General features: G+C 69.7%; 12 protein-coding genes. 7 read left to right on the top strand and 5 right to left on the bottom strand.

The window, feature by feature from the left end:
- Nucleotides 1–108: 108 nt before the first annotated feature.
- Nucleotides 109–2,934: an ATP-binding protein gene (locus ACZ6DT_RS31505; protein ID WP_465602348.1), complete on the bottom strand. Its 2,826-nt coding sequence runs from the start codon at nucleotides 2,932–2,934 to the stop codon at nucleotides 109–111.
- A gap of 309 nt (nucleotides 2,935–3,243) precedes the next feature.
- Here ACZ6DT_RS31505 and ACZ6DT_RS31500 point away from each other — a divergent pair, with 309 nt between their 5' ends.
- The 3 genes from ACZ6DT_RS31500 to ACZ6DT_RS31490 all read left to right on the top strand — a co-directional run bounded on the left by ACZ6DT_RS31500 (nucleotide 3,244) and on the right by ACZ6DT_RS31490 (nucleotide 7,550).
- Nucleotides 3,244–4,407, top strand: coding sequence for a S8 family peptidase (locus tag ACZ6DT_RS31500; RefSeq protein ID WP_465602160.1), 1,164 nt, complete (start codon nucleotides 3,244–3,246; stop codon nucleotides 4,405–4,407).
- Nucleotides 4,407–5,954: a S8 family serine peptidase gene (locus ACZ6DT_RS31495; protein WP_465602158.1), complete on the top strand. Its 1,548-nt coding sequence runs from the start codon at nucleotides 4,407–4,409 to the stop codon at nucleotides 5,952–5,954. Before ACZ6DT_RS31500 ends, ACZ6DT_RS31495 begins: the two co-directional genes overlap by 1 nt.
- 72 nt (nucleotides 5,955–6,026) lie before the next feature.
- A complete protein-coding gene (locus ACZ6DT_RS31490) occupies nucleotides 6,027–7,550 on the top strand; it encodes a phytoene desaturase family protein (RefSeq protein ID WP_465602156.1) in 1,524 nt (507 codons plus the stop codon).
- A 63-nt stretch (nucleotides 7,551–7,613) separates the two neighbouring features.
- Here the strand turns inward: ACZ6DT_RS31490 and ACZ6DT_RS31485 are convergent, their stop codons facing one another.
- A complete protein-coding gene (locus ACZ6DT_RS31485; RefSeq protein ID WP_465602155.1) occupies nucleotides 7,614–9,065 on the bottom strand; it encodes a trypsin-like serine protease in 1,452 nt (483 codons plus the stop codon).
- 87 nt (nucleotides 9,066–9,152) lie between these two features.
- Entirely contained in the window at nucleotides 9,153–9,908 is a 756-nt protein-coding gene (yaaA, locus tag ACZ6DT_RS31480) for a peroxide stress protein YaaA (RefSeq protein ID WP_465602153.1), read from the bottom strand.
- 59 nt (nucleotides 9,909–9,967) lie between these two features.
- Between yaaA and ACZ6DT_RS31475 the strand changes: the two genes are divergently transcribed.
- Both ACZ6DT_RS31475 and ACZ6DT_RS31470 read left to right on the top strand, forming a co-directional pair.
- Nucleotides 9,968–10,936 (top strand): GNAT family N-acetyltransferase, encoded by a 969-nt coding sequence (locus tag ACZ6DT_RS31475; RefSeq protein WP_465602151.1) that lies wholly within the window; start codon nucleotides 9,968–9,970, stop codon nucleotides 10,934–10,936.
- 73 nt (nucleotides 10,937–11,009) lie between these two features.
- Nucleotides 11,010–11,945 carry an aminoglycoside phosphotransferase gene (locus ACZ6DT_RS31470; protein ID WP_465602149.1) on the top strand — a complete coding sequence of 312 codons (936 nt, stop codon included), beginning with the start codon at nucleotides 11,010–11,012 and terminating at the stop codon, nucleotides 11,943–11,945.
- Nucleotides 11,946–12,126: 181 nt separating this feature from the next.
- Here ACZ6DT_RS31470 and ACZ6DT_RS31465 read toward each other — a convergent pair whose 3' ends face one another.
- Together ACZ6DT_RS31465 and ACZ6DT_RS31460 are read right to left on the bottom strand one after the other, a co-directional pair.
- Nucleotides 12,127–13,032, bottom strand: a complete 906-nt coding sequence (locus ACZ6DT_RS31465) for a 2-hydroxyacid dehydrogenase (RefSeq protein WP_465602148.1) — start codon at nucleotides 13,030–13,032, stop codon at nucleotides 12,127–12,129.
- Nucleotides 13,033–13,060: 28 nt separating this feature from the next.
- Nucleotides 13,061–13,417, bottom strand: a complete 357-nt coding sequence (locus tag ACZ6DT_RS31460) for a VOC family protein (protein ID WP_465602146.1) — start codon at nucleotides 13,415–13,417, stop codon at nucleotides 13,061–13,063.
- Nucleotides 13,418–13,543: 126 nt separating this feature from the next.
- Here ACZ6DT_RS31460 and ACZ6DT_RS31455 point away from each other — a divergent pair, with 126 nt between their 5' ends.
- Entirely contained in the window at nucleotides 13,544–15,292 is a 1,749-nt protein-coding gene (locus tag ACZ6DT_RS31455) for a proline--tRNA ligase (protein WP_465602144.1), read from the top strand.
- Nucleotides 15,292–16,224 carry a DUF8017 domain-containing protein gene (locus ACZ6DT_RS31450; protein WP_465602143.1) on the top strand — a complete coding sequence of 311 codons (933 nt, stop codon included), beginning with the start codon at nucleotides 15,292–15,294 and terminating at the stop codon, nucleotides 16,222–16,224. Before ACZ6DT_RS31455 ends, ACZ6DT_RS31450 begins: the two co-directional genes overlap by 1 nt.
- The last annotated feature ends 386 nt before the right edge of the window (nucleotides 16,225–16,610 follow it).

The raw sequence follows: 16,610 nt of genomic DNA, 5'->3' as shown, positions 1-16,610 counted from the left end.
CTGGCTTGGTGTGTTTTTTCTGTTTTGTCCCCCCCCCCCCCCCCCCCCCCCCCCCCCCCCCCCCCCCCCCCCCCCCCCCCCCCCCCCCCCCCCCCCCCCGGCACCGGCCTACGCCGACCGCAGCCCCGCCAGCTCGCTCCGCGACCGGACCTTCAGCTTGCGCAGCACGCTCGCGACGTGCTGTTCCACCGTGCGCCGGGACAGGAACAGCACCTCGGCGATCTCCCGGTTTGTGTGCCCGGCGGCGAGCAGGCGGGCGACGTCACGCTCGCGCGGGGACAGTTCGTCGCCGTAACCCCGGCGGCCACGTCGCGACGGGGCGACCGCGCCGGTGGACCGGAAGGCGTGGCGGCAGCGCGCGGCGTCGCGGGTGGCGCCGAGGTGGTCGAAGGTCTCGGCGAGCGCGGCGAACGTTTCGGCGACGTCCTCGGTGCAGGCCAGGCGGCATCGCGCGGCCCGTTCGGCGATCAGTGCCGCGTGATACGGCGCGGGGAGGGCCTCGAACCGGGTCCGGGCTTGTTCGAAGGCTTCGATCGCTTCCGCGTGGTCTCCCCGGGACGCCGCGACGAGCCCGCGGTTCGCGGCCAGCGCGGCGCGGGTCGACGGCGCGTCGAGGTCGCCGATCTCGCGTTCGAACTCGTCGGTCAGCGCCTGCGCCTCGGCGTCCCGCCCGGTGGCGCAGTACGCGTCGACGGCGGCTATCAGCAGATCGGCGCCCCAGGCCCAGACGCCCTTGGCGCGAAGGAGTTCCAGTCCCTTTTCGGCCTGCGCGACGGCGGCCTCGCCGAGGTCCTGCGCGAGGAGCATGCCCGACATTCCGGCGTGCGCGGCGATCGCGACCGGGGTGAACGCGTTCTCCGGCTGGTCGGCCGCGGTGCCGGCGAACCGGGCCGCGGCCTCGTCCCATTCGCCACGGGCGGCGGCGAGCAGGCCGAGTACCAGGCACAGTTCGCTGGTCACCGGCAGGAGGTCGCGGTACTCGTCGATCAGCGCGACGGCCCGTTCGGCGAGGCCGTCCCAGTTCCCGGTGAGCCAGTCGGTGTGGACGGCCGTCGCGCGGGCGGTGCTGACGACATACGGCGCCCCGCAGTCGGCGGCCAGCTGCATCCCGCTGCGCAGCAGGCTTTTCGCCCGCCGGTGGTGGCCCGTCCAGGCGCAGGCGTCGGCACTGTTGCAGTGCAGCCGCGCCAGATGCCGCTGTTCGTCGGCGGAACCGACGCTGGTGGGCGCCCGGTCCAGCATTTCCCAGCCGCGCGCGTCCCCGATGTGCAGCCGCGACGCCGCGTTGTTGGCCAGCAGGATGATCTTCAGCCGCCGGTCGGTGGCCCGCTCGATGAGCTCGTCCACCCGGTCCATCCACCGCCGATGCTCCCGCAGCGGCGTCGCGCCGACCCACGGCTGGGCGAGTACGCCCATCCCGCGTCCGGCCAGGTCGGGTCGGTCGGCGAGGTCGTTGACGGCGATCTCGATCTCGGTACGGGCCGCCTCCAGCCCGCCCGCTTGGCGCACCAGCAGAAGCCCGAGCCCCAGCCGGACCTCACCGCTCAGGCGTCCGGACAGCCTGCCGTCGGTGAGCAGCCGTTCCAGCGCCGGGACGACTTCGGTCTGCGCGAGGCCGTTGCACGCCACCGAACTGAACTTGACCGCCAGTCTGTCCACATCGGATGGTTGCAGACCCGGTTCGTCGAGCAGGGTGCGGAGCAGATCCGTCGCGGTGGCGAGATCGCCGACGGCCGACGCCTGATCGGCGGCCGCTTCGCCGTATTTCAACGCACCGGCCCGGTCGCCGGCCTTGCGGCAGTGTTCGGCGAGCCGCACCAGCGACTGCGGGAGGCGGTCGCGCAGCAGCCGCGCGGCCCGCCGGTGCAGTTCCTGGCGGTCAGGGCCGGGAATGGTGCGGTAGACGGCTTGCCGGGCGAAGGCATGCCGGAAGTCGTACGTGCCTTCGCCGGTCTCCACCAGGATGTTGCGTTCGAGCGCGAGGACGAGCGCGCGCCGGGCGCGTTCGGGGGTGAGCGCGGCCGCGGCGGTCAGCAGGTCCGAAGTGGACGGTGTGCCGAGGACGGCGGCGGCCTCGGTGATCCGCCGGGCGGCCGGCGGCAGCGCGACGAGGCGTTCGACCGTCGCCTCTCTCAGCAAAGCCGGGACCTCGACCGTGTCGAGCAGGCGCCGCGCGGTCGCGCCGTCGGCGTGGACCGCGGCCTCGACGTCACCGAGAGCGTGCACGATCTCCTCGACCACGAACGGGATCCCGGCGGTCCGCTCGTGCAGCCGCGCGGCGAACTCGGCCGAGACGTTCGCCTCGCCGAGCAGGGCCGACACCAGCGACTGGACGCCGTCGCGGTCCAGCGGGCGAAGGGCGACGAGCGCGTGCGCGGTGCCGGGAGCGGGCCGGTAGGCGCTGCCGAGCGGGATGCCGCCGGGTGTCTCTTCGCGCCGGTACGTGAGCACGAGGGTCAGGCCCGGGGGCGGGTCGGTCATCAGGAACCGCAGCAGCCGCCGGGAACCGTCGTCCGCCCAGTGCAGGTCTTCGACGAGCAGGACGTGCGGGCCCAACGAACCGAGCAGTTCCCGGACGGCGCGGAAAAGCCGGTGCCGTTCGGCTCGCGGATCGCCGAGCCGCGGTGGCGGCTGGGGCAGGAAGCCCGCGAGTTCCGGCAGGTAGGGCGCGAGTACACCGGTCACCGGGTTGAGTTCGCGCACGGTGCGGACGTCCTTCAGCGCGTCGAAGACCACGCCGTACGGGAAGGGCTCGCGCAGCGGCTGGCAGATTCCGGTGAGGACCGGCCGTCCGGCCAGTTCGGGACACGCCAGCAGTTCGGTGGCGAGCCGGGTCTTGCCCACGCCCGCTTCACCTTCGAGCATGATCACCGACGGAGAATGCCTCACGCCGTCGAGGAGTTCGCTCAGTTCCGCCTCACGGCCGACGAGCACCGGCGAACTCGTCCTGCGTCGGTAGTCACCGATCACCATGCCGGGTCACCCCCGCTCCACGAACCACACTGTTCGAGTGAACGCAGCTTAAGCACCTGCTTAGTGATCACGGAACCCACTCGGACCGGCACGGAACTTTCGTAGGGACGGCGGGTATCCCTATTAGATACGTAGTCCTACGGACCGTTGCCTCGCTTGTTCGTACAGGTCCCGCCACCCGAAAGTGAGTAAAGCGTGACTGCACGTCACGGCGCCGGCCCGGACTCCTGCCGGCGCGAACCACCTGTTCGAGTGAACGGAGCTCAGGAAATGCGTGGAGAACTTCGACGTCACCAAATCGCGGGTGCGGTACTCGCCGGGGCCTGTGTGACGGCTTCGCTGGCCTTCGCCGGACCGGCCGTGGCAGCCGAGGGACAGATCCGCGGCGCTGGTGTGCCGGGAGCCGTCACGGACGGGTACATCGTCTCGCTGAAGAGCGGCGATGCCGGCCTCGCGGCCAAATACGGCGGTCAGGTGAAGGCGACCTACACCGCCGCGCTGAACGGCTTCTCGGCGAAGATGACCGAGGCGCAGGCCAAACGGCTCGCCGCCGACCCGAACGTCGACTTCGTCCAGCAGGACGCGGTCGCGCACATGACCGGCACCCAGACCAACCCGACCTGGGGCCTCGACCGGATCGACCAGAAGAACCTGCCGCTGGACCGGAAGTACACCTACCCGAACGACGGAGCCGGGGCGACGGTCTACGTCCTCGACACCGGTGTCGACTACCGCCAGACCGAATTCGGCGGCCGCGCGACCAGCGGGTACGACTTCATCGACAACGACAGCGACGCCCGCGACTGCCAGGGCCACGGCACGCACGTCGCCGGCACCGTCGGCAGCGCCACCTACGGCGTCGCCAAGGGCGCCAAGATCGTCGCGGTCCGGGTGCTGAACTGCCAGGGCAGCGGCCAGTACTCGCAGATCATCAGCGGGATCGACTGGGTCGTGAAGAACGCCAAGGGCCCGTCGGTGCTCACCATGAGCCTCGGTGGCCCGGCCGACTCCGGTGTCGACGCCGCCGTGCGCCGCGCCGTGTCCGCGGGCATCACCAACACGGTGGCCTCCGGCAATTCCAACACGGACGCCTGCGGCACCAGCCCCGCCCGCGTGCGTGAGGCCATCACCGTCAACGCCACCCAGAGCGACGACCGCCGGTCCTCGTTCTCGAACTACGGCAGCTGCACCGACATCTTCGCGCCGGGCACCAGCATCACGTCGCTGCGCAATGGTGGCGGCACCCAGCAGATGAGCGGTACCTCGATGGCGACGCCGCACGTCGCCGGCGCGGCCGCGATCTACCTGACCTCGAACCCGTCGGCCACCCCCGCCGCCGTCGCCTCCGGTCTCGCCAACGCCGCCACCAGCGGTGTCGTCAAGAGCCCGGGCACCGGTTCGACCAACAAGCTGCTGAACGTGGCGGGTCTCTGATGCGCCGCGGCGTGCGGGCCGGTGTGGTGGCCGTCGCGGCCACCGCGCTGGCCGCGCTCGCCGCGGGCAACGCCCTCGCCGCGGAGGCGGAAGGCGTTGTCGTGCAGGCGAAGCAGCACTACGGCGATCAGTACATCGTGGAGCTCCACGAGGTCGACACCATGGCGGTCGAGCGGTCCTCGGCCGCGCTGACCGGCCGCTACGGCGGCGAGGTCCGGTCGGCGTACAAGAACGTGCTGCGCGGCTTCTCGGTGAAAGGAATGTCCGAGCGGCAGGCCCGACGGCTCGCGGCCGACCCGGCGGTCAAGGCGGTCTACCAGGACGGCACCGCCCGTGCCGTCGGCACGCAGACCAACCCGACCTGGGGCCTCGACCGCGTGGACCAGAAGAACCTGCCACTGGACAAGAGCTTCACCTATCCGAACACGGGTGAGGGAGTCACGGCGTACGACCTCGACACCGGGATCAACCCGGAGAACCCGGAGTACGAGGGGCGCGCGTCCATCGGCAAGGACTTCGTGGGCGGCAACGGGAAGGACTGCAACGGGCACGGCAGTCACACCGCGGGCACCATCGGCAGCAAGACCTACGGCGTGGCGAAGAAGGCCAAGCTCGTCGGGCTGAAGGTGCTGGGCAACGACTGTTCGGGCAACGGTCCCGACTCCGCCATCGTGGACGCGGCGGAATGGCTGACCGCGAACGGCACCAAACCGGCGGTGGCGAACCTGAGCCTGCGGATGGACCAGGTCGGGCTCGGCGACGACGTCATCAAGAAGTCCATCGCGGCGGGCTTCGTCTACGTGGTGGCGGCGGGCAACGAGAACCAGAACGCCTGCAACGTCAGCCCGGCCCGGATCCCCGAGGCGATCACGGTCGGCGCCTCGGACCAGAGCGACGACAAGTCCTCGTTCTCCAACCACAGTTCGTGCGTGGACATCTTCGCCCCTGGCAGCAACATCACGTCGCTGTCCACGTCCAACGGTGGTTCGGCGAACATGAGCGGGACGTCGATGGCCACGCCGCACGTGGCCGGGGCGGCGGCGCTGTACCTCGCCGCCGATTCCGGCGCCACCGCGCAGCAGACGCGGGACGCGCTGGTGAACAACGCCTCCGCCGGTGTGCTCAAGGGACTGCCGTCCGGCACGGTCAACAAATTGCTGAACGTGTCGTTCATCGGCGGCGGTGGCCCCACACCGACGTGCGGGGCCAAGTCCAACACGACACCGGTGCCCATTCCGGACGCCGGTGCCGCGGTGACCAGTTCGGTGACGCAGGAAGGCTGCGACGGCAAGGCGTCGGCGACGCTGCCGGTCAAGGTCGACATCGCGCACACCTACACCGGTGACCTGGCGATAGACCTGATCGGGCCGAGCGGTGCGGTGTTCGGCCTCAAGCAGGCGGGAGGGACGAGCGAGGCGACCGGCGTGCACACGTCGTACACGGTGAACGCCTCCTCCGAACCGGCGAACGGGACCTGGAAACTGCGGGTCCGTGACGTCCACCGGTTCGACAGCGGGACGATCGAAGGTTTCTCCATCACCTTCTGAGTCCTTGCGAACGGCGGTGCGCCGCGGTCACGATGACCGCGGCGCACTGTCGTTTTCGCTGGGAGGCTTGCCATGGAGTCCTTTGACGCCGTGATCGTCGGTGGTGGGCACAACGGTCTGGTGGCGGCCGCCTACCTGGCCGGGGCCGGACGTTCGGTGCTGGTGCTGGAACGCCGGGACGAGGTCGGCGGGGCGGCGGTCTCCTTCCGGGCCTTCCCCGGCGTCGACGTCCGGCTGTCGCGGTACTCGTACCTGGTGAGCCTGCTGCCGCGCAAGATCATCGCGGACCTCGGGCTCGACCTCGATCTCCGGCGACGGCGGATGTCGTCGTACACACCCGTCGGCGACGGCGGTCTCCTTGTCGACACGGGCGACGACAGCCGTACGGCGGCGTCGTTCTCCGCGCTCACCGGGTCCACAAAGGACTTCGAGGCGTGGCGGCGGTTCTACGCGATGACGTCGCAGGTCGCGGAACGGACGTTCCGCACCCTGACCGAACCGTTGGTGTCCAAAGAGGAACTGCGCTCGGGCATCGAGCAGGCGGCATGGGACGCGCTGTTCGAACGGCCGATCTCGGAAACGCTCACCGGGATGTTCGGCGACGACACCGTCCGCGGCGTCGTCCTGACCGACGCGCTGATCGGCACTTTCGCCGGCACCGGCGATTTCCGGCAGAACCTGTGCCTGCTCTACCACGTGATCGGCAACGAGACCGGCGACTGGGACGTGCCGGTCGGCGGGATGGGCGCGGTGACCGGGGCGCTCGCGTCGGCCGCGCGGACGGCGGGCGCACGGCTGGTCACCGGTGCCGAGGTGCTGTCGATCGATCCCGGCGGGTCAGTGCGTTACCGGCTCGGCGACGACGAATTCACCGTGCGCGGCGGGCACGTGCTGTCGAACGTCGCGCCGCGAGTGCTCGCGCGCCTGCTGGGGGAGGAGCCGCCGGAAGCGCCGGAAGGCGCGCAGCTCAAGGTGAACATGGTGTTGTCACGGCTGCCGCGGCTACGGGATCCAGGCGTCGACCCGCGTGAGGCGTTCGGCGGCACGTTCCACGTCAACGAGGGTTACGAGCAGTTGGCGACGGCCTACGCCGAGGCCGCCGCGGGCCGGATCCCGTCGCTGCCGCCGTGCGAGATCTACTGCCATTCGCTGACCGACCCGTCGATCCTCGGCCCCGCCGAACGGGCCGCCGGGGTGCGGACGCTGACGTTGTTCGGGCTGCACATGCCCGCGCGGCTGTTCGAAGGGCGCAACGACGCCGCGCGCGACGAGGCGCTGCGGGCGACGTTGTCCTCTTTGGACAGTGTGCTGGCCGAGCCGATCGAGGACTGCGTGCTGCGTTCGCCGGACGGCGGGTGGTGTGTCGAGGCGAAGACGCCGCTGGATCTCGAAGCCGAACTGGGGTTGCCCGCGGGACACATCTTCCATCGCGATCTGTCGTGGCCGTACGCCGCGGATGCCGCTCAGGTGGGGCTTTGGGGCGTCGAAACCGCGCACGACCGGGTGCTGCTCTGCGGGGCCGGGGCCGTGCGGGGCGGCGGTGTCTCCGGTATTCCCGGGCACAATGCCGCCATGGCGGTGCTGGCGGCTTCCTGACGTCCGTGAAGGCCTCCTTGAGGGACCCAGAGTCCCTCAAGGAGGCCTTCACGGACTTGCCTGCTACCGGACGGTCAGGGTGTAGGTCGCCGTGGAGGTCTTGCCCGCGGAGTCCGTCGCGGTGACGGTCACCGGGTACGTGCCGCGCTGGAACGGCGCGACCACCTGCATGGTCGAACTGCCCCCGCTCGAGATCGTCTTCGGGTTGAAGAACGGTGCGAACGGCAGCCCCTGTCCGGACGCGGACAACGTGATGGCACCCGTGCCACCGGTGGCGGAAACCGTGACGTCGCTGAAGAAGCCGGGCTGCGACGCCCCGCTGGTGGGGCTCAAGCTCACCTTGAGTTCGCCGGGCTGCGGCCCGCCGTTGCCGACGGTCAGCGTCAGGTTCGCGGTCGCGGTGTCGGTGGTGCCCTTGCCCGAAATCGTGACGGCGTAGTCCTTTTCGGCCGTCCCGGCGGGAACCTCGATGGTCACCTTCGCCGACTCACCCGAGGTGATGGACGTGGGCTGGAACGTGGCCGTCGCACCCTCGGGAAGACCCGAAGCGCTGAGATCGACCTTCTCCGCGCCGTTCTTGCCGGGCTTGCTGGTCACCGTGGCCGAAACGTACTTACCCGGTTCGACCTTGAGCGCGGACGGGGTCACCCCGAGCGAGAACGTCTCCGGGTTCTGCGGCTCGCCGATCTGCTGCTTGACCCAGTCGCCCATCTCGTTGTTGAGCCTGCCGTAAACGCTGTACCACTTGAAGTCGCTACGGCTCCACGACGCGACACCGACGATCTTGCCGTCCACGATCAGCGGCCCGCCGCTGTCGCCCGGCAGGATGGTGACGCGGCCGTCGCTGTAGCCGCTGCAGATCATCGTGGCGTCTTTGAAACCCGCGCCGACGCCGTTGCAATTGCTGCCCTGGACGACCGGCAGGGTGAACTTGTGCAGTTCGACGTTGCGCGTGTCGTCGTTGTGGTCCTTCTTGCCGTAGCCGAGTCCGAGCCCGGACTTGCCCGGCTCGTGCAACTCCGTGTCGGCCGAGGTCGCGACCTTCGCGTACTGCCCACCCGGCACCGGGATGTCGGCGTCGGTGGTGACCACGGCGACGTCGTAGCCCTGGTCGAAGTTGACATACTTCGGGTGCTTTTCGTAGCTGACGACGCCGATCCGCGTTCCGCCACCGGCGTTGAGATCGTCCAGGCCGTAGAGGAAGGACTTCTCGCCCGCCGAGTCCTTGCAGTGCGCGGCGATCAGGATCTTGCGCGGCGCGACGACCGAACCGGTGCACGTCTGGCCCTGCGGCCGCGTCCCGCCTTCGCGCAGGCCCGCGATGATGAAGGGGTGATCCTTGACCGAGGCGGGGGTGCCGCCGATGGAGTTCGTGTGCAGTCCACCGGGCACGACGGCTTGATCCGTCGGGGTGACGGCGGGCAGGTTCGCGGCGGCCGCGGGCGCGGGCAGGAGGACCGAGAGGCAGCCGAGGGTGGCGGTGGCGATCCCCAGTAGCCGTTGTCTTCTGTTCACGGTGGTTCCTTTCCAGGTGGCTGGAAATCACTTTCCGCATGTGCACCTGGCGGAACAACCGAGGAAGGAGCCCGTAGGGGTACGGAACTAATGCACCGCGTCCCCGGTGAGCAGTTCCACACTGTGCTCCCCGGTGCGTTCGACGTCGAGGCCCGCCTTCGACAGCACCCGCATCAGCTGTTCCACAGTGGACGGTTCGCTGCGGGACTTGACCAGCTCCGCGGCCAGCCGTCCCTTGTAGGCCTTGTTGAAATGGCTCACCGTGGTCCGGTTGCCCTTCGCGTCCTCGGTCACGACGCGCACCGTCACCGCGTCCGGGCGGAGCTTCGCCAGCGCCGAGTAGGTCCCGGAACGCAGGTCGACGACGAGCCCCTCGATCCCCTGCAGCACCGGTTCGAGGACCGGTTTCCACACGCTGCGGACGGTGCCGAGCGACGGCAGCGCGTTCCCGCCGGACAGCCGGTACGCGGGAATCGGGTCGGTCGCCGCTACCACCCCGAACAGCGCCGAAGCGACGGCGAGCCGCTTCTCGGCCTTCGCCAGCGTCGCCTTGGTGAAGGACTTCACGTCGAGCGCGTCGTAGAGGACACCGGTGTAGCGGCGCAGCGCGGGCATCGAGGGCGAGGTCCACAGCTCGGCGTTGCGGGCGACCTCGTCGGTCTGCCGCGGCGTGATCCCGAGCGCGGCGATACTGGCCGGGACGTCGCCCGCCAGTTCGGCCAGCGCGTCGGTCAGCTTCGCGCGGGTCGGGTTCAGTTCCGGGAACGACAGCGCGCAGAGGTCCAGCGGCGCGCCGGTGCCGCCGGCGGCCTTGGTTTCGGAAGGGGGGAGCAGCACGAGCACCACGGAAGCGTAACTAAATGGAGTGCGTCACCCCGAGGCGCGGGCTTAGCCTCGACCGCATGAGCCCGACCTGGCGCCCGCTGACCATGGACGACATGCCGCGACTGGCCGAGGCCTTCGCGGAGGCGGAACGTGTCGAGCCGATCGACGAGCATTACAGCGCGGAGGATCTCGCCGAAGAGATCGGCTCGCCGACCGTCGACCTGCCGACCGCGACCACCAGCGCCTGGGATGGCGACACCCTGGTCGCCTACGGTCTGCTCCGGAAACGTGACGCGGCGGATCCGGTGCACATGATGCGGGTCGAGATGCTCGTCCACCCCGCGTACCGCGACGACGCGATCGCCGCGCGCCTCATCGGCTGGTGCGAAGAGGCGGGCAAGGAGCTCCACGCGAAGTCCCACCCGGACGTACCGCTGGAACTGCACGCCGGGGTCAACACCAAGCAGCGCTGGCTCACCGACGTACTCGTGGACGCCGGATACGAACACGCCCGGTGGTTCGTCGACATGCGGGCCGACCTCGGCTCGATCCCGCCGGTCAAGCCGCTGCCCGAAGAGTTCCCGCTCGTCACGTACGAGGACAAGTACGAGGCGCTCACCCTGCGGTCCCGCAACGAGACCTTCGCGGACCACTGGGGAAGCACGGAGCAGTCCCCGGAGGCGTGGCGGCATCTGGTCGTCGGCGGGAAGAACTTCCAACCGGATCTGTCGTTCCTGCTGCTGAGCCCCGAGCGGGACAGGGTGGTCGCGATGGTGCTGAGCGTGTTCTTCGCCTCAGACGAGGCCGCCACGGGAGTGAAGGACCTGTATGTCAGCCACGTCGCGACCGACGCGAGCCTTCGCGGCCGTGGGATCGCGGGCGCGCTGCTCGGGCACACGCTCGTCCAGGCCAAGGCCAAGGGTTTCCAGCGGGCCTCGCTCAACGTCGACCAGGACAACACCCACCGTGCTCTCGGGGTCTACGAGCGGGTGGGGTTCACCGAGTTCCAGCGCTGGGCCGGCTACGTGAAGCCCCTCCCGACCTGACCGGTTGCCACCCGAAAGGGTGGATTTCGGTACAGTCGATCTTCTCGGAGAGATCGGTGGGGGTGGTAGGGCGTTGCCGGTTTCCGCACGCCTCGGCTGGCATGACCTGCCGTCGGCGACGCGTGACGCCGTGGAGCGTGAGCTCGGTTCGGCGGTCCGCCGTTCGCTGTGGCAGACCCCGGAATTCGACGGCGGTGTCGCCGCGAGGCTCGAACTCGAACGCGATCATCGCTGGGTCTTCCTGAAGGCGATCCCGGCCGCCAGCCCACGAGCGGGCGGCTACCGCACGGAGGCCGCCATCGCGCGACGGCTTCCCCCGGAAGCACCCACGCCGAAGCTGATGTCCTTTGTGGACGGTGATTGGCTGGTGCTCGCGTTCGCCGACTTCGACGGCACCAGGCCGAACCTGCGTCCGGGTTCGCCGGACCTTTCCGCTGTCCTGGCCACCTTCGGCACGCTCGGACGCACGCTCACCCCGTGCCCGCTGCCCGACGTCCCGGACGCGCTCGACGATCTCGGCCCGCTCCTGCGCGGCTGGCACGAACTGGCGAAGGAACCGCCGGACGACCTCGACGGCTGGGCCGTCCGCAACCTCGACAGGCTCGTCCAGCTGGAGACGTCCTGGCATCCGTGGTCGGCCGGGGACACGTTGCTGCACAACGACATCCAGCCCGAATACCTGGTGCGGACCGGATCGGGCAGGGTCCTCGTCACCAACTGGCGTTACCCGGCGAGGGGTGCGGGCTGGCTCGATCTGGTCGCGCTCGTCCCGCATCTGCTCGACGCCGGACACGAGCCCGCCGACGTCGACCGCCTGCTCCGGCGGCGTCCCGTGCTCACCGGTGTGCCGGTCTGGGCGGTCACCGCGTTCGGCGTCGCGTTGGCGGGGCACGCCGAACGCGCGAGCAGGCTACCGGAACCGCCCGCGACGACAGGGGTCCGCGCGGCGCAACGTCGTCTCGCCGCGGCGATGCGCGACTGGCTCGCTTACCGGACGCACTGGCAGTAGCGCCCGCGTCGTGAGTGGCGAATCGTGTTCTATTGAGGGGTGACGCAGAGGTGCCGGGTCGCGGGGTTTCGCTCGCGGCCGTGCGGCGACGGTGTCGCGAAAGCCACTCTTCGCTACCGCAACCTGCCACCTGCGCCTTACCCCTCAATAGAGCCCGAATCGCCACTCACGAGCAACCGGTCTAGCCACTCACGAGGTTCAGCGGCTCCTCACCGGCGGCGTACCGGCGCAACTGCTCGGCGACCAGCCGCTTCGCGCGCGGGTAGAACGACGCCGACCCGCCCGCGATATGCGGCGTGACGATCACTCCCGGCGTGGTCCACAGTGGATGCGCCGCGGGCAGCGGCTCCGGGTCGACGACGTCCAGCGCGGCACGCAAGCGTCCGGAGCCGGTCTCGGCGGTGATTGCCTCGGTGTCGATCGCCGAGCCCCGCCCGACGTTCACCACCAGCGCGCCGTCCGGCAGCGCGGCGAGTTCCGCGGCACCGAACAAGCCCACCGTCGCGGGTGTTTCGGGCAGGATCAGGACCACGATGTCGGCCGACGGCAGCAGTTCCGCCAGTTCGCCGACGCCGTGCACCCGCTCCGCGGGCCGGGCCGTGCTCGCCACCCTGCTCACGACCGCTTCGGCCGCGAGCAGTTGCCGCTCGATGGCTTGGCCGATCGAGCCGTACCCGACCAGCAGCACCCGGCTGTCGGCCAGCGAGCGCGTGTGCTCGCGCTCCCACGACGCCGTCGCCTGCCGCGCGAACCAGCGCGGCAGATCCCGCTGCGACGCGTGGATCAGCGCCAGCGCGTGCTCGGCCACGCTGAGGTCGTGCAGACCGCGGCCGTTGGCGAGCTTCACCCCCGCCGGCACCAGCGGGATCAGCTTCTCCACCCCGGCCGACAGCGACTGCACGAGCTTGAGCGACGGAAGCCGGGCGATCAGCTTCGCCGGCTCCATGCCGGTGTCGTACGGCAGCACGTACACCTCGACGTCATCGAGGCGATCACCCGGCAGCGGGCCCGTACCGTCGTAGAGCCGTGAGTTCAGGCCTTCGGGCAGCTCGATGTCGGTCCAGGGCAGGATGGCTCGCTCCGTCATGCCGCCATTCTGACCATCGCGGCCCGCCTCAGCCCTCGTGGGTGGCCACGCAGAATTCGTTGCCGACGGGGTCGGCCAGCACCGTCCAGGCGAGGCCCGGCATCTCGTGCTTGTCCAGCTTCGTCGCGCCCAGTCCGATCAGGCGGTCCACCTCCTTCTCCATGTCGTCCGTCCCGAAGTCCAGATGGACCCGGTTCTTGCCGGCGCGCGGCTCCGGCACGCGCTGGAACGCCAGCACGGGCCCGTTCTCCGCCTTGGGGCGCAGGATGAGGAATTCACCCTCGTAGTCCTGATCCACCTCCACGCCGAGCGCCTTCGTCCAGAACGCCGCGAGCCCGCGCGGATCCGCGCAGTCGATAGTGATCATGCCCAGCTCGATACCCATGGCGGCAAGCTAGCGGAGACCACCGACAAAACCGGGCGCCCCCGATAACCGGTTGAATCGTCCCGGGGCGGGGTGACTACGCTGCGCAGAACGTCTCAGCACGTAATTCCAGCGAGGAGCCCAGAAGTGATCACCAGGATGTCGTCGTTGTTCCTTCGCACCCTGCGTGAGGATCCGGCGGACGCCGAGGTACCGAGCCACCGGCTCCTGGTACGCGCCGGCTACGTCCGCCGGGTGGCCCCGGGCGGCTACTCCTGGCTGCCGCTGGGCCTGCGGGTGCTGCGCCGCATCGAGAACGTCGTCCGTGAAGAGATGAACGCCATCGGCGCGCAGGAGATCCAGTTCCCCGCGCTGCTGCCGAAGGAGCCTTACGAGGCCACCGGCCGTTGGACCGAGTACGGCGACGCCCTCTTCCGCCTCAAGGACCGCAAGGGCGCCGACTATCTCCTCGGCCCGACGCACGAAGAGCTCTTCGCGCTCACCGTGAAGGGTGAATACAACTCGTACAAGGACTACCCCGTCGTCCTGTACCAAATCCAGACCAAGTACCGCGACGAGGCGCGTCCCCGCGCCGGCATCCTGCGCGGCCGCGAGTTCGTCATGAAGGACTCCTACTCCTTCGACCTCGACGACGAGGGCCTGACGAAGTCGTATGAGCTGCACCGCCAGGCCTACACGAAGCTGTTCGACCGTCTCGGCATCGAGTACGTCGTCGTCAAGGCGACCTCCGGCGCGATGGGCGGCTCGGCGTCGGAAGAGTTCCTCGCCGTCGCCGAGACGGGTGAGGACACCTACGTCCGCAGCACTGATTCGGGTTACGCGGCCAACGTCGAAGCGGTCACCACACCCGCTCCCGAGGCGAAGCCGATCGAGGGCCTGCCCGAGGCGAAGGTCCACCACACGCCGGACACGCCGACCATCGAGTCGCTCGTCGCGTTCCTGAACAACGCCGACCTCGGCCGGACCTTCACCGCCGCGGACACGCTCAAGAACGTCTTGGTGAAGACCCGCCAGCCGGGCGCGAAGGAGTGGGAGCTGCTGGCCATCGGCCTCCCCGGGGACCGCGAGGTCGACACGAAGCGCCTCGAAGCCTCGCTCGAGCCCGCCGAGTTCGAACTGCTCGCGGAAGCCGACTTCGCCAAGAACCCCTTCCTCGTCAAGGGCTACATCGGCCCGAAGGCACTGAAGGACAACGGCGTCCGCTACCTGCTCGACCCACGCGTCGTCGACGGCACCGCCTGGGTCACCGGCGCCGATGAGCGCGATCACCACGTGGTCGATTTGGTCGCGGGCCGCGACTTCACCGGCGACGGCACGATCGAGGCCGCCGAGGTCCGGGAAGGCGACGCGTCGCCCGACGGCAACGGCACCCTGGTCGCCGCGCGCGGTATCGAGATCGGGCACATCTTCCAGCTCGGCCGCAAGTACGCGGACGCGTTCGAACTCGACGCGCTGGGTCCGGACTCCAAGCCCATCCGCATCACCATGGGTTCCTACGGCGTCGGCGTCTCCCGGCTCGTCGGCGTGCTCGCCGAGCAGAACCACGACGATCTCGGCATCATCTGGCCGCGCGAGGTCTCGCCGTTCGACGTCCACATCGTCATCGCGGGCAAGGACGAGACGGTCACCGCGGGCGCGGAGAAACTCGCGGCCGAACTGGACGCCGCCGGCGTCGAGGTCGTCCTCGACGACCGCAAGGCCAGCCCCGGCGTGAAGTTCGCGGACGCCGAACTCGTCGGCGTGCCGACGATCCTCGTCGTCGGGCGCGGCCTGGCGAACGGTGTCGTCGAGGTCAAGGACCGCCGCACCGGGGACCGTGAAGAGATCGCCGTGGACGCGGTCGTGGAGCACCTGGTCAAGCTCGTCCGTTCGTAATGGGCCTGTTCGGCAAGAAGCGCGGGGATTCCCCGGGCTACGAGGACAACGCGGCGCTGGACGGGTTCGGGGGCTATCAGCCCTCGGACTCGTCCGCCTACACGCCGGCCCCGGAACAGGCCGCTCCTGTCGAACCGGAGCCGCGGAAGCCCGTGAAGCAGCCGATGTCGCGAAGCGGGCGAAGGGCCATGTACGGCTTCTTCGCGACGCTCGGTGTCATCGCGGTCGCCACGCTCGCGAACAACGGTTCGGACCGGTCGTCGAGCAGTACGACGACCCGGACTCCGATCGTCTACACGCCGTCGCCCCAGGTCGTCGCGCCGCCGGTGACCGACGGTTGGCAGTCTGTGGCAGGAAAGGACGGCGTCTACGCCTACGACGTCCCGCCGAACTGGACGCCGAAACCCGGCACGATCCATGGCTGGGAGAAGGGCACCCAGGTCCCGGGCATCACCATGGTCGCCAGTGCCTTCGTCGGCGACGGCTACTGCCCGCAGGACAAGCGGAGCAGGATCGGCGGCAGTGGGGTGACGAACGTGAAGGTCGCCGAACCCGCCGCCGCGGCGCAGAAGGCGATCGATGATCTCACCGTCAGCGCCTACAACCCGGAGAACGGTCCGCTGACGGCCAAGATCACCAAGGAGCCGGCCCAGCCGGCCGAGTTCACGCTCGGTACCGGCAAGAAGGTCCCCGCGAGCATTGTCCTCGCGGAGGTCCTCACCCCACCCGGACCGTGTGGCGCGCAGCGCGCCCTGGTCGGCGTGATCGCGCCGGGACTGGGCGAAGCCTCGGCGGCCCTGGCCGTCTATTCGGGCCAGGACACGCCGGGCGGTGCGGACCGCGAGCAGATCCTGAAGATCCTCAAGACCTACCGGGGTGTCCCGGAGGCCGACCGCAAGACCATCACGCCGCCGCCTTCGACGTTGCGCTGAACTCGACGGCGGAGCCGAGGGCCTGGACCCGCTCTTGACCGTCCATAAAGGACGCCAGTCAGGAGATCGTGCCCATAGGGGTCGTGAGTGGCGATTCGGGTTAGCGCTAAGGGTGTCTACGTGGGTTCCGGCTGCGGTTGATCCCCAGCCCGGTCCGTGAAGGACTCCTTGAGGGACTCTGGGTCCCTCAAGGAGTCCTTCACGGAATCGATGATCGCCACGTACGTCCCACCTGTACCAGCAGTCGCAGCGGGCTGCGTGTGAAGGCCGGGCAAGAGGGGATCGGTACCGACCGGTCAGGGGGGGGGGGGGGGGGGGGGGGGGGGGGGGGGGGAGGGGGAAGCACGACCCCCACCACCCCCCAAGCCACACCCCCCTCCCGTCTC

This window comes from Amycolatopsis sp. NPDC041971 (assembly GCF_055588925.1).
This window is presented reverse-complemented; position numbering and strand designations above follow the sequence as displayed.

What these genes read in the sequence shown, in the direction of transcription:
- ACZ6DT_RS31500 (WP_465602160.1), top strand. Translation starts at nt 3,244, where the DNA reads ATGCGTGGAGAACTTCGACGTCACCAAATCGCGGGTGCGGTACTCGCC.
- ACZ6DT_RS31495 (WP_465602158.1), top strand. Translation starts at nt 4,407, where the DNA reads ATGCGCCGCGGCGTGCGGGCCGGTGTGGTGGCCGTCGCGGCCACCGCG.
- ACZ6DT_RS31490 (WP_465602156.1), top strand. Translation starts at nt 6,027, where the DNA reads ATGGAGTCCTTTGACGCCGTGATCGTCGGTGGTGGGCACAACGGTCTG.
- ACZ6DT_RS31475 (WP_465602151.1), top strand. Translation starts at nt 9,968, where the DNA reads ATGAGCCCGACCTGGCGCCCGCTGACCATGGACGACATGCCGCGACTG.
- ACZ6DT_RS31465 (WP_465602148.1), bottom strand. Translation starts at nt 13,032, where the DNA reads ATGACGGAGCGAGCCATCCTGCCCTGGACCGACATCGAGCTGCCCGAA.
- ACZ6DT_RS31460 (WP_465602146.1), bottom strand. Translation starts at nt 13,417, where the DNA reads ATGGGTATCGAGCTGGGCATGATCACTATCGACTGCGCGGATCCGCGC.
- ACZ6DT_RS31450 (WP_465602143.1), top strand. Translation starts at nt 15,292, where the DNA reads ATGGGCCTGTTCGGCAAGAAGCGCGGGGATTCCCCGGGCTACGAGGAC.